At 72.9% G+C, this 20,183-nt stretch carries 24 protein-coding genes; 14 read left to right on the top strand and 10 right to left on the bottom strand.

Translation table 11 applies throughout. The features are described from left to right. Positions 1-13 precede the first annotated feature (13 nt). The 3 genes from ACQPZK_RS06190 to ACQPZK_RS06180 form a co-directional block, all read right to left on the bottom strand. Positions 14-793 carry an electron transfer flavoprotein subunit beta/FixA family protein gene (locus ACQPZK_RS06190; protein WP_433537367.1) on the bottom strand — a complete coding sequence of 260 codons (780 nt, stop codon included), beginning with the start codon at positions 791-793 and terminating at the stop codon, positions 14-16. A gap of 188 nt (positions 794-981) precedes the next feature. Then, a complete protein-coding gene (locus ACQPZK_RS06185; protein ID WP_433537366.1) occupies positions 982-1,389 on the bottom strand; it encodes a hypothetical protein in 408 nt (135 codons plus the stop codon). 2 nt (positions 1,390-1,391) lie between these two features. Further along, positions 1,392-2,189, bottom strand: coding sequence for a GNAT family N-acetyltransferase (locus tag ACQPZK_RS06180; protein WP_433537365.1), 798 nt, complete (start codon positions 2,187-2,189; stop codon positions 1,392-1,394). 42 nt (positions 2,190-2,231) lie between these two features. Here ACQPZK_RS06180 and ACQPZK_RS06175 point away from each other — a divergent pair, with 42 nt between their 5' ends. From ACQPZK_RS06175 to ACQPZK_RS06165, 3 genes are read left to right on the top strand one after another with little or no spacing between them, the layout of a single operon-like run. Beyond that, complete coding sequence (locus tag ACQPZK_RS06175) at positions 2,232-2,624, top strand: YidH family protein (protein ID WP_433537364.1); 393 nt, start codon at positions 2,232-2,234, stop codon at positions 2,622-2,624. Continuing rightward, positions 2,621-2,926 (top strand): DUF202 domain-containing protein, encoded by a 306-nt coding sequence (locus ACQPZK_RS06170; protein ID WP_433537363.1) that lies wholly within the window; start codon positions 2,621-2,623, stop codon positions 2,924-2,926. Before ACQPZK_RS06175 ends, ACQPZK_RS06170 begins: the two co-directional genes overlap by 4 nt. Before the next feature lie 27 nt (positions 2,927-2,953). Further along, a complete protein-coding gene (locus ACQPZK_RS06165; protein WP_433537362.1) occupies positions 2,954-3,370 on the top strand; it encodes a PLD nuclease N-terminal domain-containing protein in 417 nt (138 codons plus the stop codon). Positions 3,371-3,418: 48 nt separating this feature from the next. On the opposite strand, the gene ACQPZK_RS06160 is transcribed toward ACQPZK_RS06165, so the two are convergent. Both ACQPZK_RS06160 and ACQPZK_RS06155 read right to left on the bottom strand, forming a co-directional pair. After that, entirely contained in the window at positions 3,419-5,041 is a 1,623-nt protein-coding gene (locus ACQPZK_RS06160) for an acetolactate synthase (RefSeq protein ID WP_433537361.1), read from the bottom strand. 93 nt (positions 5,042-5,134) lie between these two features. Then, positions 5,135-5,908 carry an enoyl-CoA hydratase/isomerase family protein gene (locus ACQPZK_RS06155; RefSeq protein ID WP_433537360.1) on the bottom strand — a complete coding sequence of 258 codons (774 nt, stop codon included), beginning with the start codon at positions 5,906-5,908 and terminating at the stop codon, positions 5,135-5,137. 98 nt (positions 5,909-6,006) lie between these two features. Here ACQPZK_RS06155 and ACQPZK_RS06150 point away from each other — a divergent pair, with 98 nt between their 5' ends. From ACQPZK_RS06150 to ACQPZK_RS06140, 3 genes are all read left to right on the top strand, one after another. Next, on the top strand, positions 6,007-6,486 hold the full coding sequence (locus ACQPZK_RS06150; RefSeq protein ID WP_433537359.1) for a DUF6232 family protein: 480 nt from the start codon (positions 6,007-6,009) through the stop codon (positions 6,484-6,486). Positions 6,487-6,710: 224 nt separating this feature from the next. Continuing rightward, positions 6,711-7,193: a DUF6232 family protein gene (locus ACQPZK_RS06145; protein ID WP_433537358.1), complete on the top strand. Its 483-nt coding sequence runs from the start codon at positions 6,711-6,713 to the stop codon at positions 7,191-7,193. Further along, the gene (locus ACQPZK_RS06140) at positions 7,190-7,561 is read left to right on the top strand and encodes a hypothetical protein (RefSeq protein ID WP_433537357.1); all 372 of its coding nucleotides are present in this window, start codon (positions 7,190-7,192) and stop codon (positions 7,559-7,561) included. The genes ACQPZK_RS06145 and ACQPZK_RS06140 overlap by 4 nt, the downstream gene beginning before the upstream one ends. A gap of 29 nt (positions 7,562-7,590) precedes the next feature. On the opposite strand, the gene ACQPZK_RS06135 is transcribed toward ACQPZK_RS06140, so the two are convergent. Then, positions 7,591-9,123: an alpha/beta hydrolase gene (locus ACQPZK_RS06135; RefSeq protein WP_433537356.1), complete on the bottom strand. Its 1,533-nt coding sequence runs from the start codon at positions 9,121-9,123 to the stop codon at positions 7,591-7,593. A 90-nt stretch (positions 9,124-9,213) separates the two neighbouring features. On the opposite strand from ACQPZK_RS06135, the gene ACQPZK_RS06130 reads away from it, so the two are divergent. Beyond that, positions 9,214-9,942 (top strand): hypothetical protein, encoded by a 729-nt coding sequence (locus tag ACQPZK_RS06130; protein WP_433537355.1) that lies wholly within the window; start codon positions 9,214-9,216, stop codon positions 9,940-9,942. 17 nt (positions 9,943-9,959) lie between these two features. Here the strand turns inward: ACQPZK_RS06130 and ACQPZK_RS06125 are convergent, their stop codons facing one another. Beyond that, positions 9,960-10,415, bottom strand: a complete 456-nt coding sequence (locus tag ACQPZK_RS06125; protein WP_433537354.1) for a rhodanese-like domain-containing protein — start codon at positions 10,413-10,415, stop codon at positions 9,960-9,962. A gap of 167 nt (positions 10,416-10,582) precedes the next feature. Here ACQPZK_RS06125 and ACQPZK_RS06120 point away from each other — a divergent pair, with 167 nt between their 5' ends. Beyond that, positions 10,583-11,515 carry a helix-turn-helix domain-containing protein gene (locus ACQPZK_RS06120; RefSeq protein WP_433539122.1) on the top strand — a complete coding sequence of 311 codons (933 nt, stop codon included), beginning with the start codon at positions 10,583-10,585 and terminating at the stop codon, positions 11,513-11,515. A gap of 25 nt (positions 11,516-11,540) precedes the next feature. Here the strand turns inward: ACQPZK_RS06120 and ACQPZK_RS06115 are convergent, their stop codons facing one another. Together ACQPZK_RS06115 and ACQPZK_RS06110 are read right to left on the bottom strand one after the other, a co-directional pair. After that, positions 11,541-12,437 carry a ribokinase gene (locus ACQPZK_RS06115; protein ID WP_433537353.1) on the bottom strand — a complete coding sequence of 299 codons (897 nt, stop codon included), beginning with the start codon at positions 12,435-12,437 and terminating at the stop codon, positions 11,541-11,543. 10 nt (positions 12,438-12,447) lie between these two features. Beyond that, entirely contained in the window at positions 12,448-13,290 is an 843-nt protein-coding gene (locus ACQPZK_RS06110; RefSeq protein WP_433537352.1) for an ABC transporter ATP-binding protein, read from the bottom strand. Positions 13,291-13,421: 131 nt separating this feature from the next. Between ACQPZK_RS06110 and ACQPZK_RS06105 the strand changes: the two genes are divergently transcribed. Together ACQPZK_RS06105 and ACQPZK_RS06100 are read left to right on the top strand one after the other, a co-directional pair. Beyond that, a complete protein-coding gene (locus ACQPZK_RS06105; RefSeq protein WP_433537351.1) occupies positions 13,422-14,432 on the top strand; it encodes an ABC transporter ATP-binding protein in 1,011 nt (336 codons plus the stop codon). After that, positions 14,429-15,442, top strand: coding sequence for an ABC transporter permease subunit (locus tag ACQPZK_RS06100; protein WP_433537350.1), 1,014 nt, complete (start codon positions 14,429-14,431; stop codon positions 15,440-15,442). Before ACQPZK_RS06105 ends, ACQPZK_RS06100 begins: the two co-directional genes overlap by 4 nt. Positions 15,443-15,523: 81 nt before the next feature. Here ACQPZK_RS06100 and ACQPZK_RS06095 read toward each other — a convergent pair whose 3' ends face one another. Continuing rightward, the gene (locus tag ACQPZK_RS06095; protein ID WP_433537349.1) at positions 15,524-16,699 is read right to left on the bottom strand and encodes an ROK family transcriptional regulator; all 1,176 of its coding nucleotides are present in this window, start codon (positions 16,697-16,699) and stop codon (positions 15,524-15,526) included. Between the two features lie 165 nt (positions 16,700-16,864). On the opposite strand from ACQPZK_RS06095, the gene ACQPZK_RS06090 reads away from it, so the two are divergent. The 4 genes from ACQPZK_RS06090 (at position 16,865) to ACQPZK_RS06075 (ending at position 20,106) form a co-directional block, all read left to right on the top strand. Beyond that, positions 16,865-18,319, top strand: coding sequence for a glycoside hydrolase family 3 protein (locus tag ACQPZK_RS06090; RefSeq protein ID WP_433537348.1), 1,455 nt, complete (start codon positions 16,865-16,867; stop codon positions 18,317-18,319). A gap of 104 nt (positions 18,320-18,423) precedes the next feature. Next, positions 18,424-18,954, top strand: a complete 531-nt coding sequence (locus ACQPZK_RS06085; protein WP_433537347.1) for a hypothetical protein — start codon at positions 18,424-18,426, stop codon at positions 18,952-18,954. Beyond that, positions 18,951-19,445 carry a thiol-disulfide oxidoreductase DCC family protein gene (locus tag ACQPZK_RS06080; protein WP_433537346.1) on the top strand — a complete coding sequence of 165 codons (495 nt, stop codon included), beginning with the start codon at positions 18,951-18,953 and terminating at the stop codon, positions 19,443-19,445. The genes ACQPZK_RS06085 and ACQPZK_RS06080 overlap by 4 nt, the downstream gene beginning before the upstream one ends. After that, on the top strand, positions 19,408-20,106 hold the full coding sequence (locus tag ACQPZK_RS06075) for a TetR family transcriptional regulator (protein WP_433537345.1): 699 nt from the start codon (positions 19,408-19,410) through the stop codon (positions 20,104-20,106). The genes ACQPZK_RS06080 and ACQPZK_RS06075 overlap by 38 nt, the downstream gene beginning before the upstream one ends. Positions 20,107-20,183 lie beyond the last annotated feature (77 nt).

Genomic DNA, 20,183 nt, shown 5'->3' with positions numbered 1-20,183 from the left:
TCCAGACCCGCTCTCAGACGAACTTCTCGGTGGCGAGGAACTCGACCAGCTTGACGCCGCCCTCGCCCTCATCGGTGACCTTGGCGCCGCCGGAGCGCGGCGGACGCTTGGTGTGCTCGACGACGGCGCTGGTCGCGCCGTCGAAGCCCACCTCGGTCGACGCGACGCCGAGGTCGGCCAGGGAGAACGTCTGCACCGGCTTCTTCTTCGCGGCCATGATGCCCTTGAAGGAGGGGTAGCGCGGCTCGTTGATGGTGTCCCACACGGAGACCACGGCCGGGGTGGAGGCCGTGACGACCTCGTAGCCCTCCTCGGTCTGCCGCTCGACGGTCAGCGTCGCGCCGTCGACGGTGAGCTTGCGCGCGCCGGTGAGCGCCGCGACGCCGAGTCGCTCGGCGATCATGTGCGGCATGACCTGCACCCGGCCGTCGGTGGACTCCGCACCGCAGATCACCAGGTCGGCGTTGAGCTGCCCGAGGGCGGCGGCGAGCACCTTGGACGTCGCCACCGCGCAGGAACCGTGCAGGGCGTCGTCCACCACGTGCACGGCCTTGTCCGGGCCCATGGAGAGCGCCTTGCGGATCGACTCGGTCGCCCGGTCCGGACCCATGGTCAGGATGGTGACCTCGCCGCCGTGCGCCTCCTTGATCTTCAGCGCCTCCTCGATGGCGTACTCGTCCATCTCGTTGATCACGTTGTTCGCCGAACCGCGGTCGACGGTGTTGTCGTCATTGCGCAGGTTGCGGTCCGCGCCCGAATCAGGCACCTGCTTGACGAGTACGACGATATTCATCGCGCTTCGACGACCCTCCTGTGTGGTGTTGCGATTGGCTCGCCCGGTCTGGGCCGCAGCCTCGCGTGTCGGTCGACGCCCGGTCAACCGCGGGCTGCTGTGCAGTTGCCCACGCGGCCAATGTTACCTGCCAGTAGGTTACCGCCGACGGGCACACAGAGTGACACAGGTCACCGGCGCGGCGCAGGTCAGACGGACTCGGCCAGCGCGCCGCGGATCTGCTCGATGGCGGCGGCCTCGGCCGGGGCCACCCCGTCGTGCGCGCGGGCCACCCGGTCCGCCGCGGTCAGCACCACCGACCGGTACGCCTCGACGTCGGCCGGCGACTTCTCCCGCAGGATCCGTACCGCCCGGCCCAGCGCCGGCAGCACCACCGACTCGATCTCCAACTGGGAGTCCCGGGGCAGGCGGGGCAGCGGGCCGGTGGTCAGCGCCTCCTTGACCACGCCGCTCGCGACGGCCAGCGCGCCCGAGGCGGCCACGCTCTCGCGGATCACGCCCAGCATCCCCGGGTCGGCGTTCGAGACCAGGAAGACCGCGCCGAACGCGCCCGTCTTGAGGGTCAGGCGCTCCTCGTCCGTCAACCGCTGCTCCATGATCACGGAGTGTAGACGTACGGCGTGGTGGTGGTGACGGCTACGAGTCCGAGTCGCTGGAGGATCGGCCTGCTGTCCTCGGAACAGTCGACCTGCACGAGCGTCCGACCCCGCTGCTCGGCCAGCCGCGCCCGGTAGTTGACCAACGCTCGGTAGATGCCCTTGCGACGCCACTGCGGCAGGGTCGAGCCGCCCCAGAGGGTGGCGAAGCCGGTGTTCGCCGGGAACCGTACCCAGCCGGCGCTCACCACCGTCCCGTCCGCCTCGGCCACCACCACCGTGATCGAGGTCGGGTCGGCGTCGATCTCCTTGGCCAGGCCCGTCACCAGGTGCGAGCGGTCGGCCTGCCAGACCTCCTCCTCCATGGCGGCGATCCGCTCCAGATCCGCGCGGGAGGTCACCTCACGCAGGCGTACCTCCTCGGGGGTCACCGGCAGCGCGGCGGCCAGCGGCGCGACCGGCCCGACCACGACGGTCTCCCGGTCCTCGGGCACGAAGCCGGCGGCCCGCAGCCGGTCCGCCAGGTCGGCCGGCTCGTCGTGCTCGTTGAGCTTCCACTCCACCGACTGGCCGCGCTCGCGGAACAGCTCCACCTGCCGGGCGATCAGCTCGTCCAGCGCGTCGCCGGTCAGCCCGCCCAGGTCGCGGTAGGTGAGGAAGCCGCCCGCGTCGAGCCCGGTGATCCGCACGAGCGGACCGTCGCGTTCGACGGTCACGCCGGCCGGGACCGGGTCGGGGATCTCCGGGCGGAGCTGGTTGTCGTACGCGGCGCGCAGGATGTTCACATCAAGATCGGTCACCGGACCAGGCTAAGGCTCCGGGGAAGCGGATAATCTCCCAGCGTGTGGGAAGCGATCAGGCGCTGGTTCGATCCGGCGGAGGCGCGCGCCGTCGGTGAGACGCCGGACTACCGGTTCTCCCTCGCCAACGAGCGGACCTTCCTCGCCTGGCTGCGCACCGGTCTCGCGCTGGTCGGTGGCGGGCTGGCCGCCGCGCAGTTCCTGCCGCCCCTGCCGATGAGCCATCTGCGGGAGGTCATCGCGGTCGCGCTGCTGCTGCTCGGCGGCACCGTCGCCATCCGCGCCGTGGACCACTGGGCGCGTACCGAACGCGCCATCCGGCTCGGCCAGGAGCTGCCCGCCTCCCGCTTCCCCGCCGTCCTCGCCCTCGCCGTGGGCGCGGGGGCCGTCCTGCTGGTGCTCGCGGTCCTGGCCCGAGCTGTCGGGGAACGGTGAGCGACGGACGCGATCCGGGTCTGCAACCGGAACGGACCCGCCTGGCCTGGCGGCGCACCCTGCTCACGGCGACGGTGGTGACCGTGCTCGCCGTCCGTCTCGCGTCGACCGGAGACCGCGCCGGGGTGCTGGTCGCCGGCGTCACGGTGCTGGTGTGGGGCGCCCTGCTGACGCTCTGCTGGCCGCGTGCCACCGGCACCGGGCCGGCCCGTACCGGCGGCCGGACGCTGCCGCTGGTCGCGCTGGGCACGGTCGGGCTCGCGCTGCTGGGAGTGCTGCTGGTGCTTCGCGGACTGGGGTGAGAGGAAACGGTGCGCCATGATGGGTGCATGGCCCGGCTTGGCGTACTCCTCTTCCTGGTGCAGATCGTTCTCGCCGTCTGCGCGCTGATCAGCTGTCTCTCCGCCGAGGAGGGTCAGATCCGTTCCCTGCCCCGGATCGTCTGGGTGCTGATCATCTTGTTCTTCCCGCTGATCGGCTCGATCGGCTGGTTCGTCGCCGGCCGGGAGGCCAGCCCCGGCGCCCGCAAGGGTTGGCCGGGTGGCGTCGGCTCGCCCGAGCGGCAGCGCCCCCGGCCCGTCGCTCCCGACGACGACCCGGAGTTCCTGCGCTCCGTGCAGGAGCGCGCCAAGCAGCACGACGAGGAGCTCTTCCGCCGCTGGGAGGAGGACCTGCGCCGGCGCGAGGACGATCTGCGCCGCCGCGACGGCGAGCCGCCCCGTGAGGGCGACCGCCCGGAGGTGTGACAGCGCCGCCGTCGCTCCCTGGGGAGCGACGGCGGCGGCAGGTGCGAGTCAGGCCAGGTTCGACGAGCGGGGGTACGCGTCGGTCGGGTCGGTGAGCACGTTGACCAGGTACGGCACACCGGAGTCGAAGGCCCGTTGCAGTGCCGGCGCGAGGTCGGCTGCCTTCGCGACCGTCTCCCCCGCGCCGCCCAGGGCGCTGACCACCCTGTCGTAGCGCAGCTCCGGCTGGAGGTCGGCGGCGACGTCGTAGCCGTACATGGCCCGCATCGGGTGCTTCTCCAGGCCCCAGATGCCGTTGTTGCCGACGACGATCACGACGGGCAGCTTCTGGCGGACCAGCGACTCGACGTCCATCAGCGAGAATCCGGCCGCGCCGTCGCCCATCAGCACGCAGATCTGCCGGTCCGGGTGGCTGACCCGGGCGCCCATCGCGTAGCCCATGCCGGTGCCCAGGCAGCCGTACGGGCCCGGGTCGAGCCAGGTGCCGGGCTGCGACGGCTCCAGGTAGCGCCCGGCGTACGACACGAAGTCACCACCGTCACCGATGGTGATGGCGTCCGGGGCCAGCGCCCGGCGCAGCTCGCCGTAGATCCGGGCCGGCCGGATCGGGTCGGTCTCGGCGGCCATCTCGGCGGCGTCCCGGGCCTTCGCGGCGTCCTCGGCGACCCGCAGGTCGGCGATCCAGTCGGTGTGGTCGGTACGGTCGCCGGCGTGATCGGCCAGGGCCGAGAGGATCAGGCGCAGGTCGCCGGCGGAAGCCACGGCCGGTTGCACGTGCGTGGCGCGCTGGCTGGGCGCGTCGACGATGTGCACCACCTTGGCGTCACCGAAGTCGCCGAAGCTGAGCCGGAAGTCCAACGGCGTGCCGACCACCACGACGACGTCGGCGCCGGAGAGCGCGGCGCGGCGGGCCTTGGCGAAGGCGAGCGGATGCTCCGGCGGCAGCGAGCCACGGCCCATCCCGTTGGTGAACACCGGCACCTGCAACGCCTCGGCGGCCTCGCGCAGCGCGGCCACCGCGTCACCGGCGTACACGTCCGAGCCGGCGATGATGACCGGGCGTTGCGCGCCGGCGATCAGCGTGGCGGCCCGGCTGACCTCGTCCGGGTCCGGTTCGACGGCGTCCACGCCGGCCGGCGCGGGCAGGTCCGCGTCGGCGACCGAGAAGACCGTCTCCAGCGGGAAGTCGAGGAAAACCGGGCCGCGGTGCGGGGTCAGCGCGGCCGTGAGGGCGGCGCCCACCGCGCGCGGGATGTCGTCGGTGCTGAACACCGTCTCGGCGTGCTTGGTGACCGGGGCGACCAGCGGCAGGTGGTCCATCTCCTGGAGGCTGCCCGAACCCCACCGAAAGGCGGGCGCGCGGCCACCGAGCACCAGCACCGGGGAAGCGTTGAAGAAGGCGCTGGTCATGCCGGAGATGCCGTTGGTGACACCGGGCCCGGCGGTGAGCACGGCGAGGCCGGGACGGCGCTGGAGCTTCGCCACCGCCTCGGCCGCGAAGACCGCCGACTGCTCGTGCCGGACGTCGTAGATCGGGAAGTCGGTCTTGTGGGCGGCGTCGTAGAGCGGAAAGACGTGGCCACCGGAGAGGGTGAACATCTCCCGCACCCCGTGCGCCCGCAACACCGCGAGTGCCAGTTCCCCGCCGTGACCTTCGATCCGCTCCGTCATCGCCGCTCCTTCTCGTCGCCCATGGCCGACGTCACACGTTACTGGCCGGTAGGCAGAATGTGAACCGTCCTCGGGTCGCCGTCGGCCCGGCCGTCAGCGGCCGGTGAAGTCCGGCTTGCGCTTCTCGACGAACGCGGTCATGCCCTCGCGCCGGTCGTCGGTCGCGAACAGTGCCGCGAAGAGCTGACTCTCCCAGGCCAGGCCCGAGTTGAGGTCCATGTCCAGGCCGCCGTCGACCGCCAGCTTCGCGGCGCGCAGGGCCTGCACAGGCCCCGTGAGGTACGGCGTGACGAGCGCGACGGCCGCGTCGTACACCTCCGCGGCCGGTACGACCCGGTCGGCGAGACCGATCCGCAGCGCCTCCTGGGCGTCCACCATCCGCCCGGACATGATCAGATCCTTTGCCCGCGCCGGACCCACGAGACGGGCCAGCCGCTGCGTACCGCCCGCGCCGGGAATGATGCCCAGCTTGATCTCCGGCTGGCCGAGCTTGGCGTCCTCGGCGACCACCCGCCAGTCACAGGCCAGCGCCAGCTCGCAGCCGCCGCCGAGCGCGTACCCGGTGATCGCCGCCACCACCGGCTTCGGGATGCGGGCGATCGCGCCGAGCGCGCTGGACAGGGCAGCAGCCCGGTCCGCCATGTCCACGTAGGACATGTCGGCCATCTGCTTGATGTCCGCCCCGGCGGCGAAGACCTTCTCCCCGCCGTACACGATGACGGCACGGACCTCGGGATCGACGGTGGCCGCCGTGGCCGCGGCGCGCAACTCCTCCTGCACCTGGGTGTTGAGCGCGTTCATCGGTGGCCGCTCCAGCCGGATGGTGCCGATGCCGTCAGTGGTCTCCAGCCGAACGAACTCGCCCACGCTGCCCTCACTTCCTCGTCGAAGTCGCGTGCCAACCTTACGACCCGGCTCGTTGGGGTAAGTACTGTGGTGTCAGCCCCTCGGGCGGGAGTCCAGCCATGATCACTTTCTACGACGACAGGTCGGTACGGGTCACCTCCAGCGCCGTCCAGGTCGACGGGCGCACCTACCCGCTGACCGAGATCACCATGGTCTGGCACCGCCGTGGCAGCCGCTCCTGGCGGGTGCTCGCCGGGCGGGGCGCGATCGGCGCCGCCCTGGCCGGTCCGCTGGTCGCTGCGGTGATCGGCATCGGCGTGGCCGTCTGGCTGCACCGCTCACCCACCGTCACGATCGCGATCGTGGGCGCCTCGGTGCTGGTCGGGCTGGCCGTCGGCCCGGTCGCCGACTTCCTCTTCGAACACCTGGACCGTTCGTACGCCAGGGGCAGCCGCCAACTGGAGATCTGGGCCCGCTGGCGGGGGCAGCCGGTACGGCTGCTGCGCACCGGCGACGCGCTGCGCTTCGGCCAGATCTACCGGGCGGTCCAACGCGCCATGGAGGCGACGCAACCCGCCCGCCCCGCCGCCCGCCGCTAACCGCAGCCCCACCCCTCCCGCTCCCGCCCCGCCCCCGCCCCCCATCCCGCGCCCGCCGCGGCCCCGCCCCCCATCCCGCCGATCTTGCAGTTTCTGTTGTCAATACGGGCTGCTATGCCCCTTATGTCGCAGCAGAAAGTGCAAGATCGGCGGGGTGGGGGTGGGGTGGGGCCGGGGCGGGGCGGGCTCGGGGTGGGGTTGCCTTGCGGTGGTTAGGCTTAGTGATGACCCTCTATTACCGGGACGACGCGGTGCAGGTGACCTCCGAGTCGATCCGGGCGGGCGGTCAGGTGATCGCCCTGCCCGACGTGACGTTCGTCTGGCACGAACGGGGGCCGAAGACCCTCGCCGTACGCGGCCGGGTGCTGGGTCGCGGCGTGCTGGTCCTGCTGCTGTCGCTGCCGCCCCTCGTGGCGCTGGTCTGTGTGGTGTCGCTGGCGTGGTCGGCACAGGACCGGGGCAACTGGCAGCTGGCGTTGATCATTCTCGCGGCCTGCGCGGTGGGGGCGGTGGCGCTGGCTCCTTTCCTGGAGATTCCCCTCGGCTGGCTGGACCGTTCGTACGAGCGGGGCAGCCACGTGCACGAGCTCTGGGTGCAGCACCACGGTCAGGAGCACATGCTCCTGCGCACGCCGGACGCGCTACGGTTCGGGCAGATCTACCGGGCCGTGCAGCGCGCCGTCGAACAGCAGGGGGACCATCGATGACCACCCGACACGGCGAGGCCGTCGGCTTGGCCGGGCTGCTCGCCGCGGCCGGCGTCACCCATCTGCTGCGTCCCGGCTACTACGACCCGATCGTGCCTCGTACGCTGCCCGGTCCGGCCCGCTTCTGGACGTACGCCAGTGGGGTCGCCGAACTGGCGGTGGCTGCGGCGGTGGCGCACCCCGCCACCCGGCGGACCGGTGGGCGAGCCGCCGCCGCGCTGTTCGTCGCCGTACTGCCGGCCAACGTGAAGATGGCGGTCGACTGGCGGCACCGGCGGCCGGCGAGGCGGGCGATCGCCTACGGCCGGGTGCCGATGCAGGTGCCACTTATCTGGTGGGCGCTGCGCGTCGCCCGCGCCACCCGCTAGAGCCCAGCCCCAGGGCAGGTCAGGTCAGGTCAGGTCAACGGCAGGGTGGTGGCGATCGGCCAGCCCAGCAGGGCTGCGCCGACGACTGCCGGCAGCCAACGCGGGGGCGCGTACCGGCGCAGCACGGCGGCCCACAGCACGTGCCAGCCGAGCAGTACGGCGAACAGCGGCACCACCAGCAGCACGAATCCCGGCGCCAGGCCCACCACCGCTGCCGTGCTCAGCACGACCACGGTGACCGCGACGACCAGCAGCCGACGCCACGTCCGGCCGGCCGCGACCAGCTCCACGCCCAGCAGGAACAGCAGGCACGCACCCAGCACCAGCGGAAGCAGCCACCAGCGGGCGCCGACCGGCCACGCCGAGGTCAGTCCGAGGTGGATCGGAAGCGCCACGGCCAGGATGGCGTACGCCGTCAGCGCCAGCGCCGCGCCGGTGGTCCGTGCCGCTGTCCGCCTGCCGACCGGCTCGTCGGTCATTCCCGGCGCACGTGTCACGGCGGGCAGCCAGCGGTGACCGCCCATCGTCAGGAGGCCGGTGACCAGCAGGAAGCCGGTGACGTAGCCACCGACCGCGAGCGGAAGCCGACTGGTCGGCAGGATCGCCGCGGCGGCCGTGGCGAGACCGCTCGCGACGACGGCCAACCCGAGCAGGACGGGACCCCGCAGCGCCGGTCCCCCGGGGACGCGTCGGCGGGCAGCGGGCACGGCGGCGGCCCGCCGGCCCAGGAGCAGCGCCGCCAGCGGGACCAGTCCGACGGCGAACGCGACCACGAGCAGAGCCGCGCCGGTGAGACGGGCGAGCGGGCGGGGCGGGGCGTCCCCGTCCACGCTGGGCAGCCAGCGGGCGATCTCCTCGTGGGTACGCGGGGCGAAGAGCACCGAGATGTGCTCCACCCCCGGCACCACGACAGCGGGCCGGCGACCCACCGTCGCGCCCCGCCGTACGGCGTCGTCGGCTGCTCGCCGGAACCCGGGGAACTCCGCGCCGCCCACGATCAGCAGCAGTTCGGTCGGCCGCCCCGGGGGCAGTTCGCCGGCCTCGGGCAGCGATATCGCCACCGTCCGGGCGATCTCGGGATGCCCGGCCGCGTACCGGGTGACCGCGCCCGCGCCCATCGAGTGGCCGACCAGCATGATCTGGGTCGGGTCCACGTCCGGCTGGGCACGTAGGTGTCCGACGGCGATGTCCAGCTCGGCGGCGAGCGTCGGGGACGACGTATCGGTACCCAGTCCGGCCGGGTTCGCGCCGTGCCCCGCGAAGTCGAACAGCAGCGCGACCGCTCCGCGACGGGCGACGGTGTCGGCGATCGGGCGCATCAGCCGGGCCGAGCCGGCGAAGCCGTGTGCGATCACCACGCCGGGTCGCCGGGCGTCCGGGGTCGGCGGGCCGACGCGTACCTCGGTCATCGGCACACCGTCGACGGTGAGGTGCCGCACGCTGAGGCCTGCGTCGGCGCGTACCAGCACCGCGCTGCCGAGTGCGGCGGTGACCGCCGCGAGCACGGCGAGCAGGACGGCGATCCGGGTGCTCGGTGGGTGGCGCGGCGGTGCGGCCGACATGCCGGCACCCTACCGCCGAGCGCCCCGCATCGGACCGGGCCGGCGGCCGCGAACGAGCGGTTGTGGCAGGACCGACGCACACTTGGTCCCATGGCACTTCCCCTCCCCACCCCCACCGCGATGGTCGGCCTGACCCGCTCCGCCCTCGACCAGGCGCTCGGCTCGGCCGCCTCGTTCGCCGCAGTCCCCGCCCGCGCGTTCGCGGTGCTGGACGGGGTGGAGGCGCTGCTGACCAGGATCAACGGCGTGGTCGACCGGATCGGGACGACGCTGGACCGGACCGATGAGGTGCTCACCGACGCCGAGGCGGCAGTCCGTGAGGTGGCGGTGATCAGCGCCGCCGCGACCACCGCCGTCGACACGGCCACCGAGGTTGCCGCGGCCGCCGCCGTGGTGGTGAACGAGGCCGACAAGGTCGCGCGCCTCGCGGGCGCGCTGGTCACCGAGGCCGACGCGGTGGCCGGCAACGCCGCGGTCACCGTGGAGACGGCCGCGCAGGCCGCGGCCACCGCTGCCGAACTGCTGGCGGCGTATGAGCCGGCGCTGCGGCGGGCCGCGCCGATGACCGGCAGGTTCGTGGAGGAGTTGAGCCACGAGGAGATCACGGCGGCGATCCACCTGATCGACGAGTTGCCCAAGCTCAAGGAGCACCTGACCGCCGACATCCTGCCGATCCTCGCGACGCTGGACCGGGTGGGTCCCGACCTGCACGACCTGCTGGACGTCACCCGTGATCTGAAACTCGCCGTGGCCGGCATCCCCGGCCTCGGGATGCTGCGGCGACGGGGCGAGAAGCTGAGCGACGAGACCGCCGACTGACCCGCGCCGCGACCGGCTCAGCAGTCGCAGGTTGCCGTCGTCGGTGCGGTGAGGTCGTCCACGGGGCGTCGGGTCAGGCCGCTGTCGGTCTCCACCGGCAGCCCCTCCCGTACCCAGTACTCGAATCCGCCGAGCATCTCCTTGACCGGAATGCCGAGCCGGGCGAACTCCAGCGCCGCCCGGGTCGCGCCGTTGCAGCCCGGCCCCCAGCAGTAGGTGACCACCGCCGCGCCGGCCGGGATCTTCTCGGGTGCCCGGGCGGCGATCTCGGCGGTGGGCAGGTGCACCGCTCCCGGCAGGCGGCCCTGCGCCCACGCGGCCACCCCCCGGGAGTCGACCACCACGAGTCCGGGCGTACGGGCGGCCAGGTCGGCGTGCACGTCGCTGACATCGGTCTGGAAGCTGAGTCGGGCGAGGAAGTGGGCGGCTGCGGCATCCGGAGCGGCCGGCGGGACAGCGAAGGTGAAGGTCATGCCACTGATCGTGGCCGGGCCGGGCGGGCCGGGCGAGTGGCGGAAACGACGTCCTGCGCTAACATCCCGCCATGTCGAACAGTGGGGTGAGCGCCCGTCCGCGCCCGCTGCCGGCACCCCGACAGCCGGCCGCCGGTCACCGCGTCGCGGTGCTCGCGTACCCGGGGATGTCGGTGTTCGAGACCGGCATCGTCACCGAGGTCTTCGGGCTGCCCCGCCCCGAGTTCGACGTCGACTGGTACGACCTGGTGATCTGCGCCGAGGAGCCGGGGCCGGTGCCGGTGGTCGGCGGAGTCAGCCTGCACACCCCGTACAGCCTGGCGGAGCTCGCGGCGGCGCGGACGGTGATCGTGCCCGGCGTGCCGGACGTGGCGGCCGACCCATCGCCCGCGCTGGTGGCCGCGCTGCGGACGGCGCACGCTCGCGGCGCCCGGATCATGTCGATCTGTTCGGGCGCGTTCGCGCTGGCCGGCGCCGGGCTGCTGGACGGGCGACGGGCCACCACCCACTGGCGGTACGCGGAGCTGCTGGCACGGCGGTACCCGCGCGTCGAGGTGGACCCGAACGTGCTCTACCTCGACGACGGCGACCTGCTCACCAGCGCCGGCAGTGCCGCCGGGCTCGATCTCAGCGTGCACGTGGTGCGGCGCGACCACGGCGCGGCGATCGCCAACGCGGTCGCCCGCCGGTTGGTCATCCCTCCGCACCGCGACGGCGGACAGGCCCAGTTCGTCGAGGCGCCGGTGACCGCTGACCCGGACGACGACCGGATCACCGCCAGCATCGACTGGGCGCTCGCACACCTCGCCGAGCCGCTGAGCATCGCCCGCCTCGCCAAGCGGGCACACATGTCACCGCGCACCTATCTGCGGCACTTCACCCGAGCCACCGGGACCAGCCCGATCCGGTGGATCATCGACCAGCGGGTTCGGGCCAGTCTGGCGCTGCTGGAGGAGACCGACGCCGCGATCGAACAGGTTGCCGGCGCGGTGGGCTTCGACACCCCGGTCACCTACCGCCACCACTTCGGACGGATCATGCTGACGTCGCCGTCGGCGTACCGGCGGGCCTTTCGGACCGGCACCGGCCGGCCGGCCTGACGTGGCCGGGCAGGTCGACGACGGGTCAGCCCGGCGCGTACAACGCGTCGATCTCGGCCCGCTGCGGCAGTGCCACCGAGGCGCCGAGCTTGCGTACGCAGGCCGCGCCGGCCGCCGCCGCCCAGCGTACGGCGTCGACGACGTCCCGCCCCTCGCCCCAGCCGACCGCCAGCGCGGCGGTGAACGCGTCGCCGGCCGCCGTGGAGTCGACCACGTCGACTCCGACGGCGGGCACGTGCACCTCGGCGCCCTCCCGGTCGACGTACCAGGCGCCGGCGGCGCCGAGGGTGAGCACCGCGCGGGGCACCAGGTCGAGCAGCGCCCTCGGCTCCTCCCGGCCCCGGCCGGTGTACGCCTGCGCCTCGCCCTCGTTGACGACGAGCAGGTCCACCGCGTCGAACAGTTCCGGTGGGAGTTCCCGGGCGGGTGCGGCGTTGAGGATGACCCGGGTGCCGGCGGCGCGGGCGGCCAGCGCCGCGGCGGTCACCGTCTGCACCGGGATCTCCAACTGGGCGACCAGGACGTCCGCCCCGGCCACCGTGGCCAACTCCTCGTCGGTGAGGCCCACCAGCGCGTCGTTCGCACCCGGGGTGACCACGATGGCGTTCTCCCCCTGCCCGTTGACCATCACGAGCGCCACGCCGGACGTGCCGTACACCACCCGAAGGTGATCGGTATCCACGCCGGCCGCCGTGATGCGCGCGCGGAGCGTCACGCCGAACGCGTCGGAGCCGATCGCGCCCAGGAAGGTGCAGGTGGCGCCGGCCCGGACGGCGGCGATGGCCTGGTTGGCGCCCTTGCCGCCGGGCACCATCACGAAGTCGGTGCCGAGCATGGTCTGGCCCGGCCTGGGCAGCGAGGGGGCCATCGCGACCAGGTCCATGTTGGCGCTGCCCACCACCACCACGCGGGTCTGCGACATGGTCAGCCGTTCAGGCGGCGCGCGCGGTGTAGCGGTCGCCGGAGCGTTCGACCACCAGCGGCAGACCGAAGGTCTTGGAGAGGTTGTCGCCGGTCAGCGTCTCGGCGAGCAGGCCCTGGGCGACGACCGCGCCCTCGCGCAGCAGCAGCGCGTGGGTGAACCCGGGCGGGATCTCCTCCACGTGGTGGGTGACGAGCACCATGGCGGGGGCGTCCGGGTCGTACGCCAGCTCGGCCAGCCGGCCGACCAGGTCCTCGCGGCCGCCGAGATCGAGACCGGCGGTGGGCTCGTCGAGCAGCAGCAGCTCCGGGTCGGTCATCAGCGCCCGGGCGATCTGCACGCGCTTGCGTTCGCCGTCGGAGAGGGTGCCGTAGCGGCGCTCGGCGAGGTTGCCGACACCGAGTTGGCTGAGCAGCGCACGCGCCCGCGCCACATCGCCGTGCTCGTAGCTCTCCCGCCAGCGGCCGACCACCGACCAGGCTGCGGTGACCACGACGTCGCTGACCTGCTCGTCGGCCGGCACCCGGGCGGCGAGCGCGGCCGTGGCGAGCCCGATGCGGGTCTGCAACTCGTTGACGTCGGTGCGGCCGATCCGCTCACCGAGGACGTACGCGACGCCGGTGGTGGGGTGCAGCCGGCCGGCGGCCAAATTGAGCAGGGTCGTCTTGCCCGCACCGTTGGGGCCGAGCACCACCCAGCGCTCATCCAGCTCGACGCGCCAGGTCAGGTCCTGCAACAGGGCGTTGTCGGAGCGGCGTACGCCCACGCTGTCGAGGCTGACCACCAGATCCGGGTCCACGGGTGCGGCGGCAGGCGCGGCGCCGGCAGCGCCGGGGATCAGGTCACCAGTCACCTGCCCATCCAACCACGCAGGAGTGGCGTGCCCCCCATGGGCGGCGCTCTGGCCATAGGGTGGGGCACCGTGTCGTTGATCACCACACCCCAGGGACGGCCCATGCCCGGTCGAGGTTTGGCGCCGCGCGGATGAGCGCGGTCATCGAGATCGAGGGTCTGCGCAAGACCTTCCGCAGTGTGCGCAACGGTAAGAGGGTGGCGGTCGACGGCTTCGACCTGCTGGTCGAGGCCGGGCAGATCCACGGCTTCCTGGGGCCCAACGGCTCCGGCAAGACCACCACGCTGCGCGCCCTGCTGGGGCTGGTCCGCGCCGACAGCGGGCGGATGGCCGTGCTCGGCGAGCCGTCTCCGCAGCTGCTGCCCCGGGTGGCGGGGCAGGTCGGCGCCATCGTGGAGAGTCCGCAGTTCTTCGGCAACTTCACCGGTCGTCGTACGCTGCGGCTGCTGGCCCGCGCCGGCGGGGTGCCGATCTCGCGGGTGGACGAGGCGCTGGATCTGGTGGGCCTGCGCGACCGGGGCGACGATCGGGTGAAGAGCTACTCGCTGGGCATGAAGCAGCGCCTCGCGGTGGCGTCCGCGCTGCTGAAGGACCCGCGGCTGCTCATCCTCGACGAGCCGGCGAACGGCCTCGATCCGGCCGGCATCCGGGAGATGCGCGACCTGATGCGGTCACTCGCCGCGGCGGGGGTGACGGTGCTGGTGTCCAGCCACATCCTGGGCGAGATCCAACTGATCTGCGACCACGTCACGATCATCTCGCGAGGGCGGCGGGTGGCGGCCGGTCGGGTGGACGAGGTGCTGGCGGGTCACGACCGGCACGAGTTCCTGGTCCGGGTGGCCGAACCGGAGCGCGCCGCCGATCTGCTGCGCGCGGCGGAGCTGACGACCGCCGTCGAGGGCGAGTCGCTGGTGGTGAGCGGGACGACCGACCCGACGGTCATCAGCCGCGTCCTCGGCGAGCAGGATCTGTGGGTCGCCGAGCTGACGCCGCTGCGACCCGACCTGGAGAGCGTCTTCCTGGAGTTGACCGGGGCCGGCGAGCATCCCTCGGTGCCCCGCCAGGTCGACGAGGCGGCGCGACCGGTGGGCGCCGACGGCGCGCCGGTGATCGATCTCGACGTACGGGGAGTGGACGCGTGAACCTGGTCCGGGCCGAGTTGGAGCGCCTCGCCGCACGCCGCTTCGTGCAGCTCATGGTCGTCCTGCTGGTGTTGGCGTTCGGCGTCACGGCCGCGACCGCCCTGGCCGGGTCGCACCGGCCGAGCGCCCACGAGCTCTCCTCGGCGCGCCAGGAGGCCATCGAGGCGCGGCGGAGCATGGAGGTCAACTACCAGGAGTGCCTGGCGCGGCAGGACAGGATCTCGACGCCCGACATGCGCGACAAACTGTCCGCCGACTGTTCCGACATGGACCCGGCCCAGCAGGACCGGCTGCCGATCGCGTCCGACTACCTGTCGGGGGTGTTCACCTTCGCCGACCAGGCCCGCCCGCTGCTGTTCTTCCTCATCACGTTCCTGGTGCTGTTCGGGTTCCTGGTCGGCGCCTCGTACATCGGGGCGGACCTGAACTCCGGTGGGGTGGTGAACCTGCTGCTGTGGCGGCCACGTCGGCTGACGGTGCTGGGCACGAAGCTGGGCACCCTGCTGGGCGGCGTGTTGGCGCTGGCGGTGGTGGCCTCGGTGGTCTATCTGGCCACCTTCTGGGTGATCGGGCAGACCGCCGGCCTGGCCGGTCAGCTCGACGGTGACTTCTGGCGCTCGCTGGGCGCGGTCCACGGTCGCGGCCTGGTGCTGGTGCTGCTGGCCACCGCGACGGGCTTCGCCATCGCGACGTTGGGTCGGCACACGTCGGCGGCGCTCGGCGCGGTGGCGGCGTACGCGGTGGTGTGGGAGCTGGGTGCCCGGCTGGTGCTGGCGATCGTGGACGCCCGGCGACCGGAACAGATGATGCTCTCGACGTACCTCGGGGCGTGGCTCAACGGCGAGGCGCGGATCTGGGATGCCCAGCTCTGTCGGGACAACTTCAGCGACATGTCCTGCCAGGGTTTCTACATCCTCACCTGGCGACCGTCGTTGGCGGTGCTGCTCGTGGTCGCCGGCGGGTTGACCGTGCTGGCGTTCGCCGCCTTCCGCCGCCGCGACCTGAACTGAGGGGCCGACACCTAGGCGGCAAGAGCTTGCAGCCGGGCGGTCAGCGGTGAAATATTCCTTCACATGACCGCCCGGGCGGGCTCAGCCGACGGTGGAGCCGAACACCTCGTCACGGACGGCGTTCAACGCGGTACGCAGGGCACCGCGCAGGATCGGCTCCTCGGTGAGGCCGGTGGGCACCACCCGCGGCCGGACCAGGGTGATCGCCGCGACCTCCCGCTGCACCCGGTCGGCGAGCGCCGTACCACCGGCCTGGCCGACCTCGCCGGCCAGCACGACCAACGGCGGGTCGAGCACCACGCAGGTGCTGGCCACCCCGAGCGCGAGCCGACGAGCCAACTCGTCGAGCATCGGGCCACCGGCCGCACCGCCCGCGACCGCCGCACGCACCGCGCTGGCGGCATCCGGTGCGGAGAAACCGTGCTCACGGGCCACCGCGCGTACCGAGTCACCGCCGACCACCTGCTGGAAGGCGGGCTTGGCGCGCCGCGAGACATCGCGCGGGATGGGCGCGCCGGGCACCGGCAGGTAGCCGATCTCGCCCGCCGCTCCGCTGCTGCCGTGGTGCAGCCGCCCGCCCAACATGATCGCCAGGCCGACACCGGCGCCCACCCAGACCAGGACGAAGTCCGCCACGCCCTGCGCGGCGCCGGACTGCGCCTCGGCCACTGCCGCCAGGTTGACGTCGTTCTCGAAGACCACCGGGGTGTGCAGGTCGTCCCGCAGCGCGGCCAGCAGACCGCTGTGCCAACGCGGCAGGTTGAACGCGAAGGTGATGTCGCCGCTCTGCGGATCGACGAGGCCGGGCGTACCGAGCACGATCCGTCGTACGCTGCTGAGCTGCGCCTGGGCGCTGCTCGCGGCCTGCACCACGGCGTTGTGCACCACTCCCACCGGATCGTCGGTGTCCCGCGTCGACTGCTCCACCCGGCCGATGACGGCGCCGGTGATGTCGGCGCAGGCGGCCACCACCCGGTCCGGCCCGACGTCCACCCCGACGACGTGCGCGCTGCTCGCGCGTACGGCGTAGAGCTGGGCGTTCGGCCCCCGCCCGCCGGCCTGCTCGCCGACCCGGCTGACCAGGCCACGCTCCTCCAGGCGCTCGACGAGCTGCGAGGCGGTGACCTTGGACAGGCCGGTCAGCTCGCCGAGCCGGGCCCGGGTGAGCGGCCCACGCTCGAGGAGCAGTTCCAGCGCCGCTCGGTCGTTGAGCGCCCGCAACAGGCGGGGGGTACCGGGCAGCCGGGTCGCACTCATGCCACGTCCTCTAGTTTTAGTAAACTTTGCTAACTGTAAACCGACCTGCGAACGGGTAGCCGTAGCGTAACGGCCACCCGGAGGCAGAGTGCTCCGCCAACCCGGCAGGGCGACGACCACCGCGGGTACACGTTCGTATCCACGGGAAGTGAAGGGGGAGATCTCGTGGGGCTCGATCCAGGACTGCGCCGGCTCGCGCTGGGCACGTTGCTCGCCGCGTATCCGGGAGCGGTCCCACCCGAGTGGGCGGTCGCCCTGGTGGCCGACGGGCTGGCCGGGCACACCCTGTTCGGCACGAACGTGCACGACCCCGCGCAGGTGGCGGCGAGCACGGCGGCGCTGCGCGCCGGCCGGTCGGACGTGCTGATCGCCATCGACGAGGAGGGGGGCGACGTGACCCGGCTGGCCCACGCCACCGGCAGCCCGTACCCCGGTAACGCCGCCCTCGGCGCGGTCGGCGACGTGGCGCTCACCCGCCGGGTCTACCAGTCGATCGGCGCCGAACTGGCCGCGCTGGGCGTCACCGTCAACCTGGCCCCCACGGTCGACGTGAACACCGCCGACGACAACCCGGTGATCGGCACCCGCTCGTTCGGCGCCGACCCGCTGCGGGTGGCCTCGCACTCGGCCGCCGCCGTCAGCGGCCTCCAGGCCGCCGGTGTGGCCGCCTGCGCCAAGCACTTCCCCGGACACGGCGCGACAGTCACCGACTCCCACCACGAGCTGCCCACGGTGGACGTACCGCTGGAACTGCTCCGCCAGCGCGACCTGCCGCCGTTCGCCGCGGTCGTCGCGGCCGGCACGCAGGCCGTGATGACCGCGCACATCCGGGTGCCGGCGCTGACCGGCGACGGCCCGGCCACCTTCAGCCGGGCCGTCCTGGTCGATCTGCTGCGCGCCGAGTACGGCTTCACCGGCACCGTGATCACCGACGCCCTGGAGATGAAGGGCGCGGCGGTGGCCGCCGGAGGCGTGGGGCCGGCCGCCGTGCGGGCGCTGTCGGCCGGCGCCGACCTGCTCTGCATCGGCGCACAGGTCGACGCCGCCCTGGTCGAGCGGGTCGCGGCCGAGATCGTCGAGGCGACCGCCGACGGTTGGCTGCCGATCGCCCGGGTGGAGGAGGCGGCCGGCCGCGCCGCCGCGCTCGCCGCCTGGACCCGGGCCGCCGGCCGGTCGTCGGCCACCCCCGACCCCGATCTGGGGTACGCGGCGGCGCGCCGGGCGGTGCGGGTGGAGGGGCTGCTCACCGGCCTGGACCAGCCGCTGGTGGTGCAGTTGCACACCGAGTCCACGATGGCCGAGGGTCGGGTGCCGTGGGGTCTCGGCCCGCACCTCGACGGTGGACGCGAGATCCGCGTCGTGGCCGCCGAGACCGATCAGGCGGCCGTCCGCGAGTTGGCCGGGGATCGGCCGATCGTGCTGGTCGGGCGGCATCTGCATCGGCTGGCCGGCGGCCCGGAACTGATCGACGCGCTGGCCGCCGCCCATCCGGTGACCGTCGTGGAGATGGGTTGGCCGGGGACGTGGCGACCGTCCGGCGCACGGGCGTTCGTCACCACGTACGGCGCGAGCCACGCCAACGGCCGGGCGGCGGCCGAGGCGCTGGGCCTGGCGGGCTGAGCGACAGCGACCACAGTCGAGCGTCACCCCTATCTTGAACACGTTCAATTACTCGCCTACGCTGAGACCGCCAGCAGTTGAACATGTTCAAGGGAGGCGTCCGCATGGACATGAAGGTCTGGATGTACCTGGTCTATCTGGCGGTCAGCATCGGCCTCACCATCTGGGTGGCGCGAGCGCTGTCCCGCAACGGGCTGGTCTTTCTCGAGGAGGTGTTCGCCGACGAACGGCTCGCCGCAGCGGTGAACAGCCTCCTCGTGGTGGGGTTCTACCTGCTCAACCTCGGCTACGTCACGGTCGCCATGAAGCATGGCGAGTCGGTCGGCTCGACGAGCCAGGCGATGGAGGAACTGTCGCTCAAGATCGGCCTGGTGCTACTGGTGCTCGGCGCGCTGCACTTCTTCAACGTGTTCGCACTGGGCCGCTACCGCCGCAACCGGCTCCGCCAGCTCGCCACGCACCCGCCCATCGCGCCGATCGGCCGGCTCCCCGTGCCACCCGCACCCCACGGCCCACACCCCGCCGGACCCCAGCCGACCGTCGCCTACCCGGCCACCCCCTACCCGACCGGGCCACAACCACCCGCCCCGCAGCCCGGCGTGGACGGGCCGGGCCCCGGATCCGCCAGCCGATGACCGCCGTACCGGCCGCCGGGTCCCCCCAGACTCCGGATCCCACCGCGTTCGGGGGTGGTGGGATCCGGGCATTCACCGTCCTGTTCGACGCGAGCTGCCCGCTCTGTCGGGCCGCGCGTCGGTGGCTCGCGTCGCGCGCCCAACTCGTACCCCTGGAGTTCGTGCCGGCCGGATCGGCCGAGGCCCGGCGGCGCTTCCCCGGCCTGGACCACGACGCGACGCTGCGTGACCTGACCGTCGTGGCCGATGACGGCGCCGTGTACGCGGGCGACGGCGCGTGGTTCGCCTGCCTCTGGGCGCTGGCCGACCACCGGTCGGCGGCGGAGCGGCTGTCGCAGCCGCACCTGTTGCCGCTGGCCCGGCGGGTGGTGACGGCCGCCTCCGCCATCCGGGAGCGGGTCCGCGATCCGTGGGCCGAGCCGTTCGACGAGCCGTCGGGATACCGTGACCTCGATGACCGAGCAACCTGCGCCGACGACCACTGCGGGTGAACCTGCGACCGCCCGGGGCGAGCAGACCCGGCAGCTCATCCGGGACACCGCGATGCGCCTGTTCCGCGAGCGCGGCTACGCCCAGACGACCATGCGGGCGATCGCGCAGGAGGCCGGCGTGGCAGTGGGCAACGCCTACTACTACTTCGGCTCGAAGGATCACCTGATCCAGGAGTTCTACGCGCAGTCCCAGGCCGAGCACCGGGCCAGGGCCCAGCCGGTGCTCGACCGGGAGGAGGCATTCGGGGCGCGGCTGGCCGGGGTGCTGCACGCCGGCGTTGACGTGCTGACCCCGTCGCACGAGTTCGCGGCGACCTTCTTCAAGACCGCGGCGGAGCCGACCTCTCCCCTCAGCCCGTTCTCCGCGGAGTCGTCCGGGCCTCGGCTGGCGGCGATCGACCTGTTCGCCGAGGCGCTGACCGGCTCGACCGCCAAGGTGGACGCGGAGTTGCGTCCTCAGCTGCCGGAGTTGCTCTGGCTGGCATACATGGGCGTCATCCTCTACTGGGTGCACGACCGCTCACCCGGCCAGGTCAAGACCCGGCAGTTGATCGACGGCGCGGTGCCGCTGATCGACCGGCTGGTGGCGTTGTCGCGGCTACGGGTACTCCGCCCGGTGACGCGACAGGTTGTCGACCTCATCCGCACGCTGCGTCACTGATCGGATCACCAGCGATCCCGTGCTTCTTCGCAGGTCAAGTCCACAATTCGACACTCCGACTCGACACCTCGCATCTT

It is taken from the genome of Micromonospora sp. CA-249363 (assembly GCF_050950185.1).
In the GTDB taxonomy this organism is placed as follows: Bacteria; Actinomycetota; Actinomycetes; order Mycobacteriales; family Micromonosporaceae; genus Micromonospora.
This window is presented reverse-complemented; position numbering and strand designations above follow the sequence as displayed.

What these genes read in the sequence shown, in the direction of transcription:
- ACQPZK_RS06125 (WP_433537354.1), bottom strand. Translation starts at nt 10,415, where the DNA reads ATGACCTTCACCTTCGCTGTCCCGCCGGCCGCTCCGGATGCCGCAGCC.
- ACQPZK_RS06165 (WP_433537362.1), top strand. Translation starts at nt 2,954, where the DNA reads ATGGCCCGGCTTGGCGTACTCCTCTTCCTGGTGCAGATCGTTCTCGCC.
- ACQPZK_RS06120 (WP_433539122.1), top strand. Translation starts at nt 10,583, where the DNA reads ATGTCGGTGTTCGAGACCGGCATCGTCACCGAGGTCTTCGGGCTGCCC.
- ACQPZK_RS06085 (WP_433537347.1), top strand. Translation starts at nt 18,424, where the DNA reads ATGGACATGAAGGTCTGGATGTACCTGGTCTATCTGGCGGTCAGCATC.
- ACQPZK_RS06105 (WP_433537351.1), top strand. Translation starts at nt 13,422, where the DNA reads ATGAGCGCGGTCATCGAGATCGAGGGTCTGCGCAAGACCTTCCGCAGT.
- ACQPZK_RS06075 (WP_433537345.1), top strand. Translation starts at nt 19,408, where the DNA reads ATGACCGAGCAACCTGCGCCGACGACCACTGCGGGTGAACCTGCGACC.
- ACQPZK_RS06095 (WP_433537349.1), bottom strand. Translation starts at nt 16,699, where the DNA reads ATGAGTGCGACCCGGCTGCCCGGTACCCCCCGCCTGTTGCGGGCGCTC.
- ACQPZK_RS06135 (WP_433537356.1), bottom strand. Translation starts at nt 9,123, where the DNA reads ATGTCGGCCGCACCGCCGCGCCACCCACCGAGCACCCGGATCGCCGTC.
- ACQPZK_RS06080 (WP_433537346.1), top strand. Translation starts at nt 18,951, where the DNA reads ATGACCGCCGTACCGGCCGCCGGGTCCCCCCAGACTCCGGATCCCACC.
- ACQPZK_RS06140 (WP_433537357.1), top strand. Translation starts at nt 7,190, where the DNA reads ATGACCACCCGACACGGCGAGGCCGTCGGCTTGGCCGGGCTGCTCGCC.
- ACQPZK_RS06130 (WP_433537355.1), top strand. Translation starts at nt 9,214, where the DNA reads ATGGCACTTCCCCTCCCCACCCCCACCGCGATGGTCGGCCTGACCCGC.
- ACQPZK_RS06145 (WP_433537358.1), top strand. Translation starts at nt 6,711, where the DNA reads ATGACCCTCTATTACCGGGACGACGCGGTGCAGGTGACCTCCGAGTCG.
- ACQPZK_RS06115 (WP_433537353.1), bottom strand. Translation starts at nt 12,437, where the DNA reads ATGTCGCAGACCCGCGTGGTGGTGGTGGGCAGCGCCAACATGGACCTG.
- ACQPZK_RS06185 (WP_433537366.1), bottom strand. Translation starts at nt 1,389, where the DNA reads ATGGAGCAGCGGTTGACGGACGAGGAGCGCCTGACCCTCAAGACGGGC.
- ACQPZK_RS06160 (WP_433537361.1), bottom strand. Translation starts at nt 5,041, where the DNA reads ATGACGGAGCGGATCGAAGGTCACGGCGGGGAACTGGCACTCGCGGTG.
- ACQPZK_RS06190 (WP_433537367.1), bottom strand. Translation starts at nt 793, where the DNA reads ATGAATATCGTCGTACTCGTCAAGCAGGTGCCTGATTCGGGCGCGGAC.
- ACQPZK_RS06150 (WP_433537359.1), top strand. Translation starts at nt 6,007, where the DNA reads ATGATCACTTTCTACGACGACAGGTCGGTACGGGTCACCTCCAGCGCC.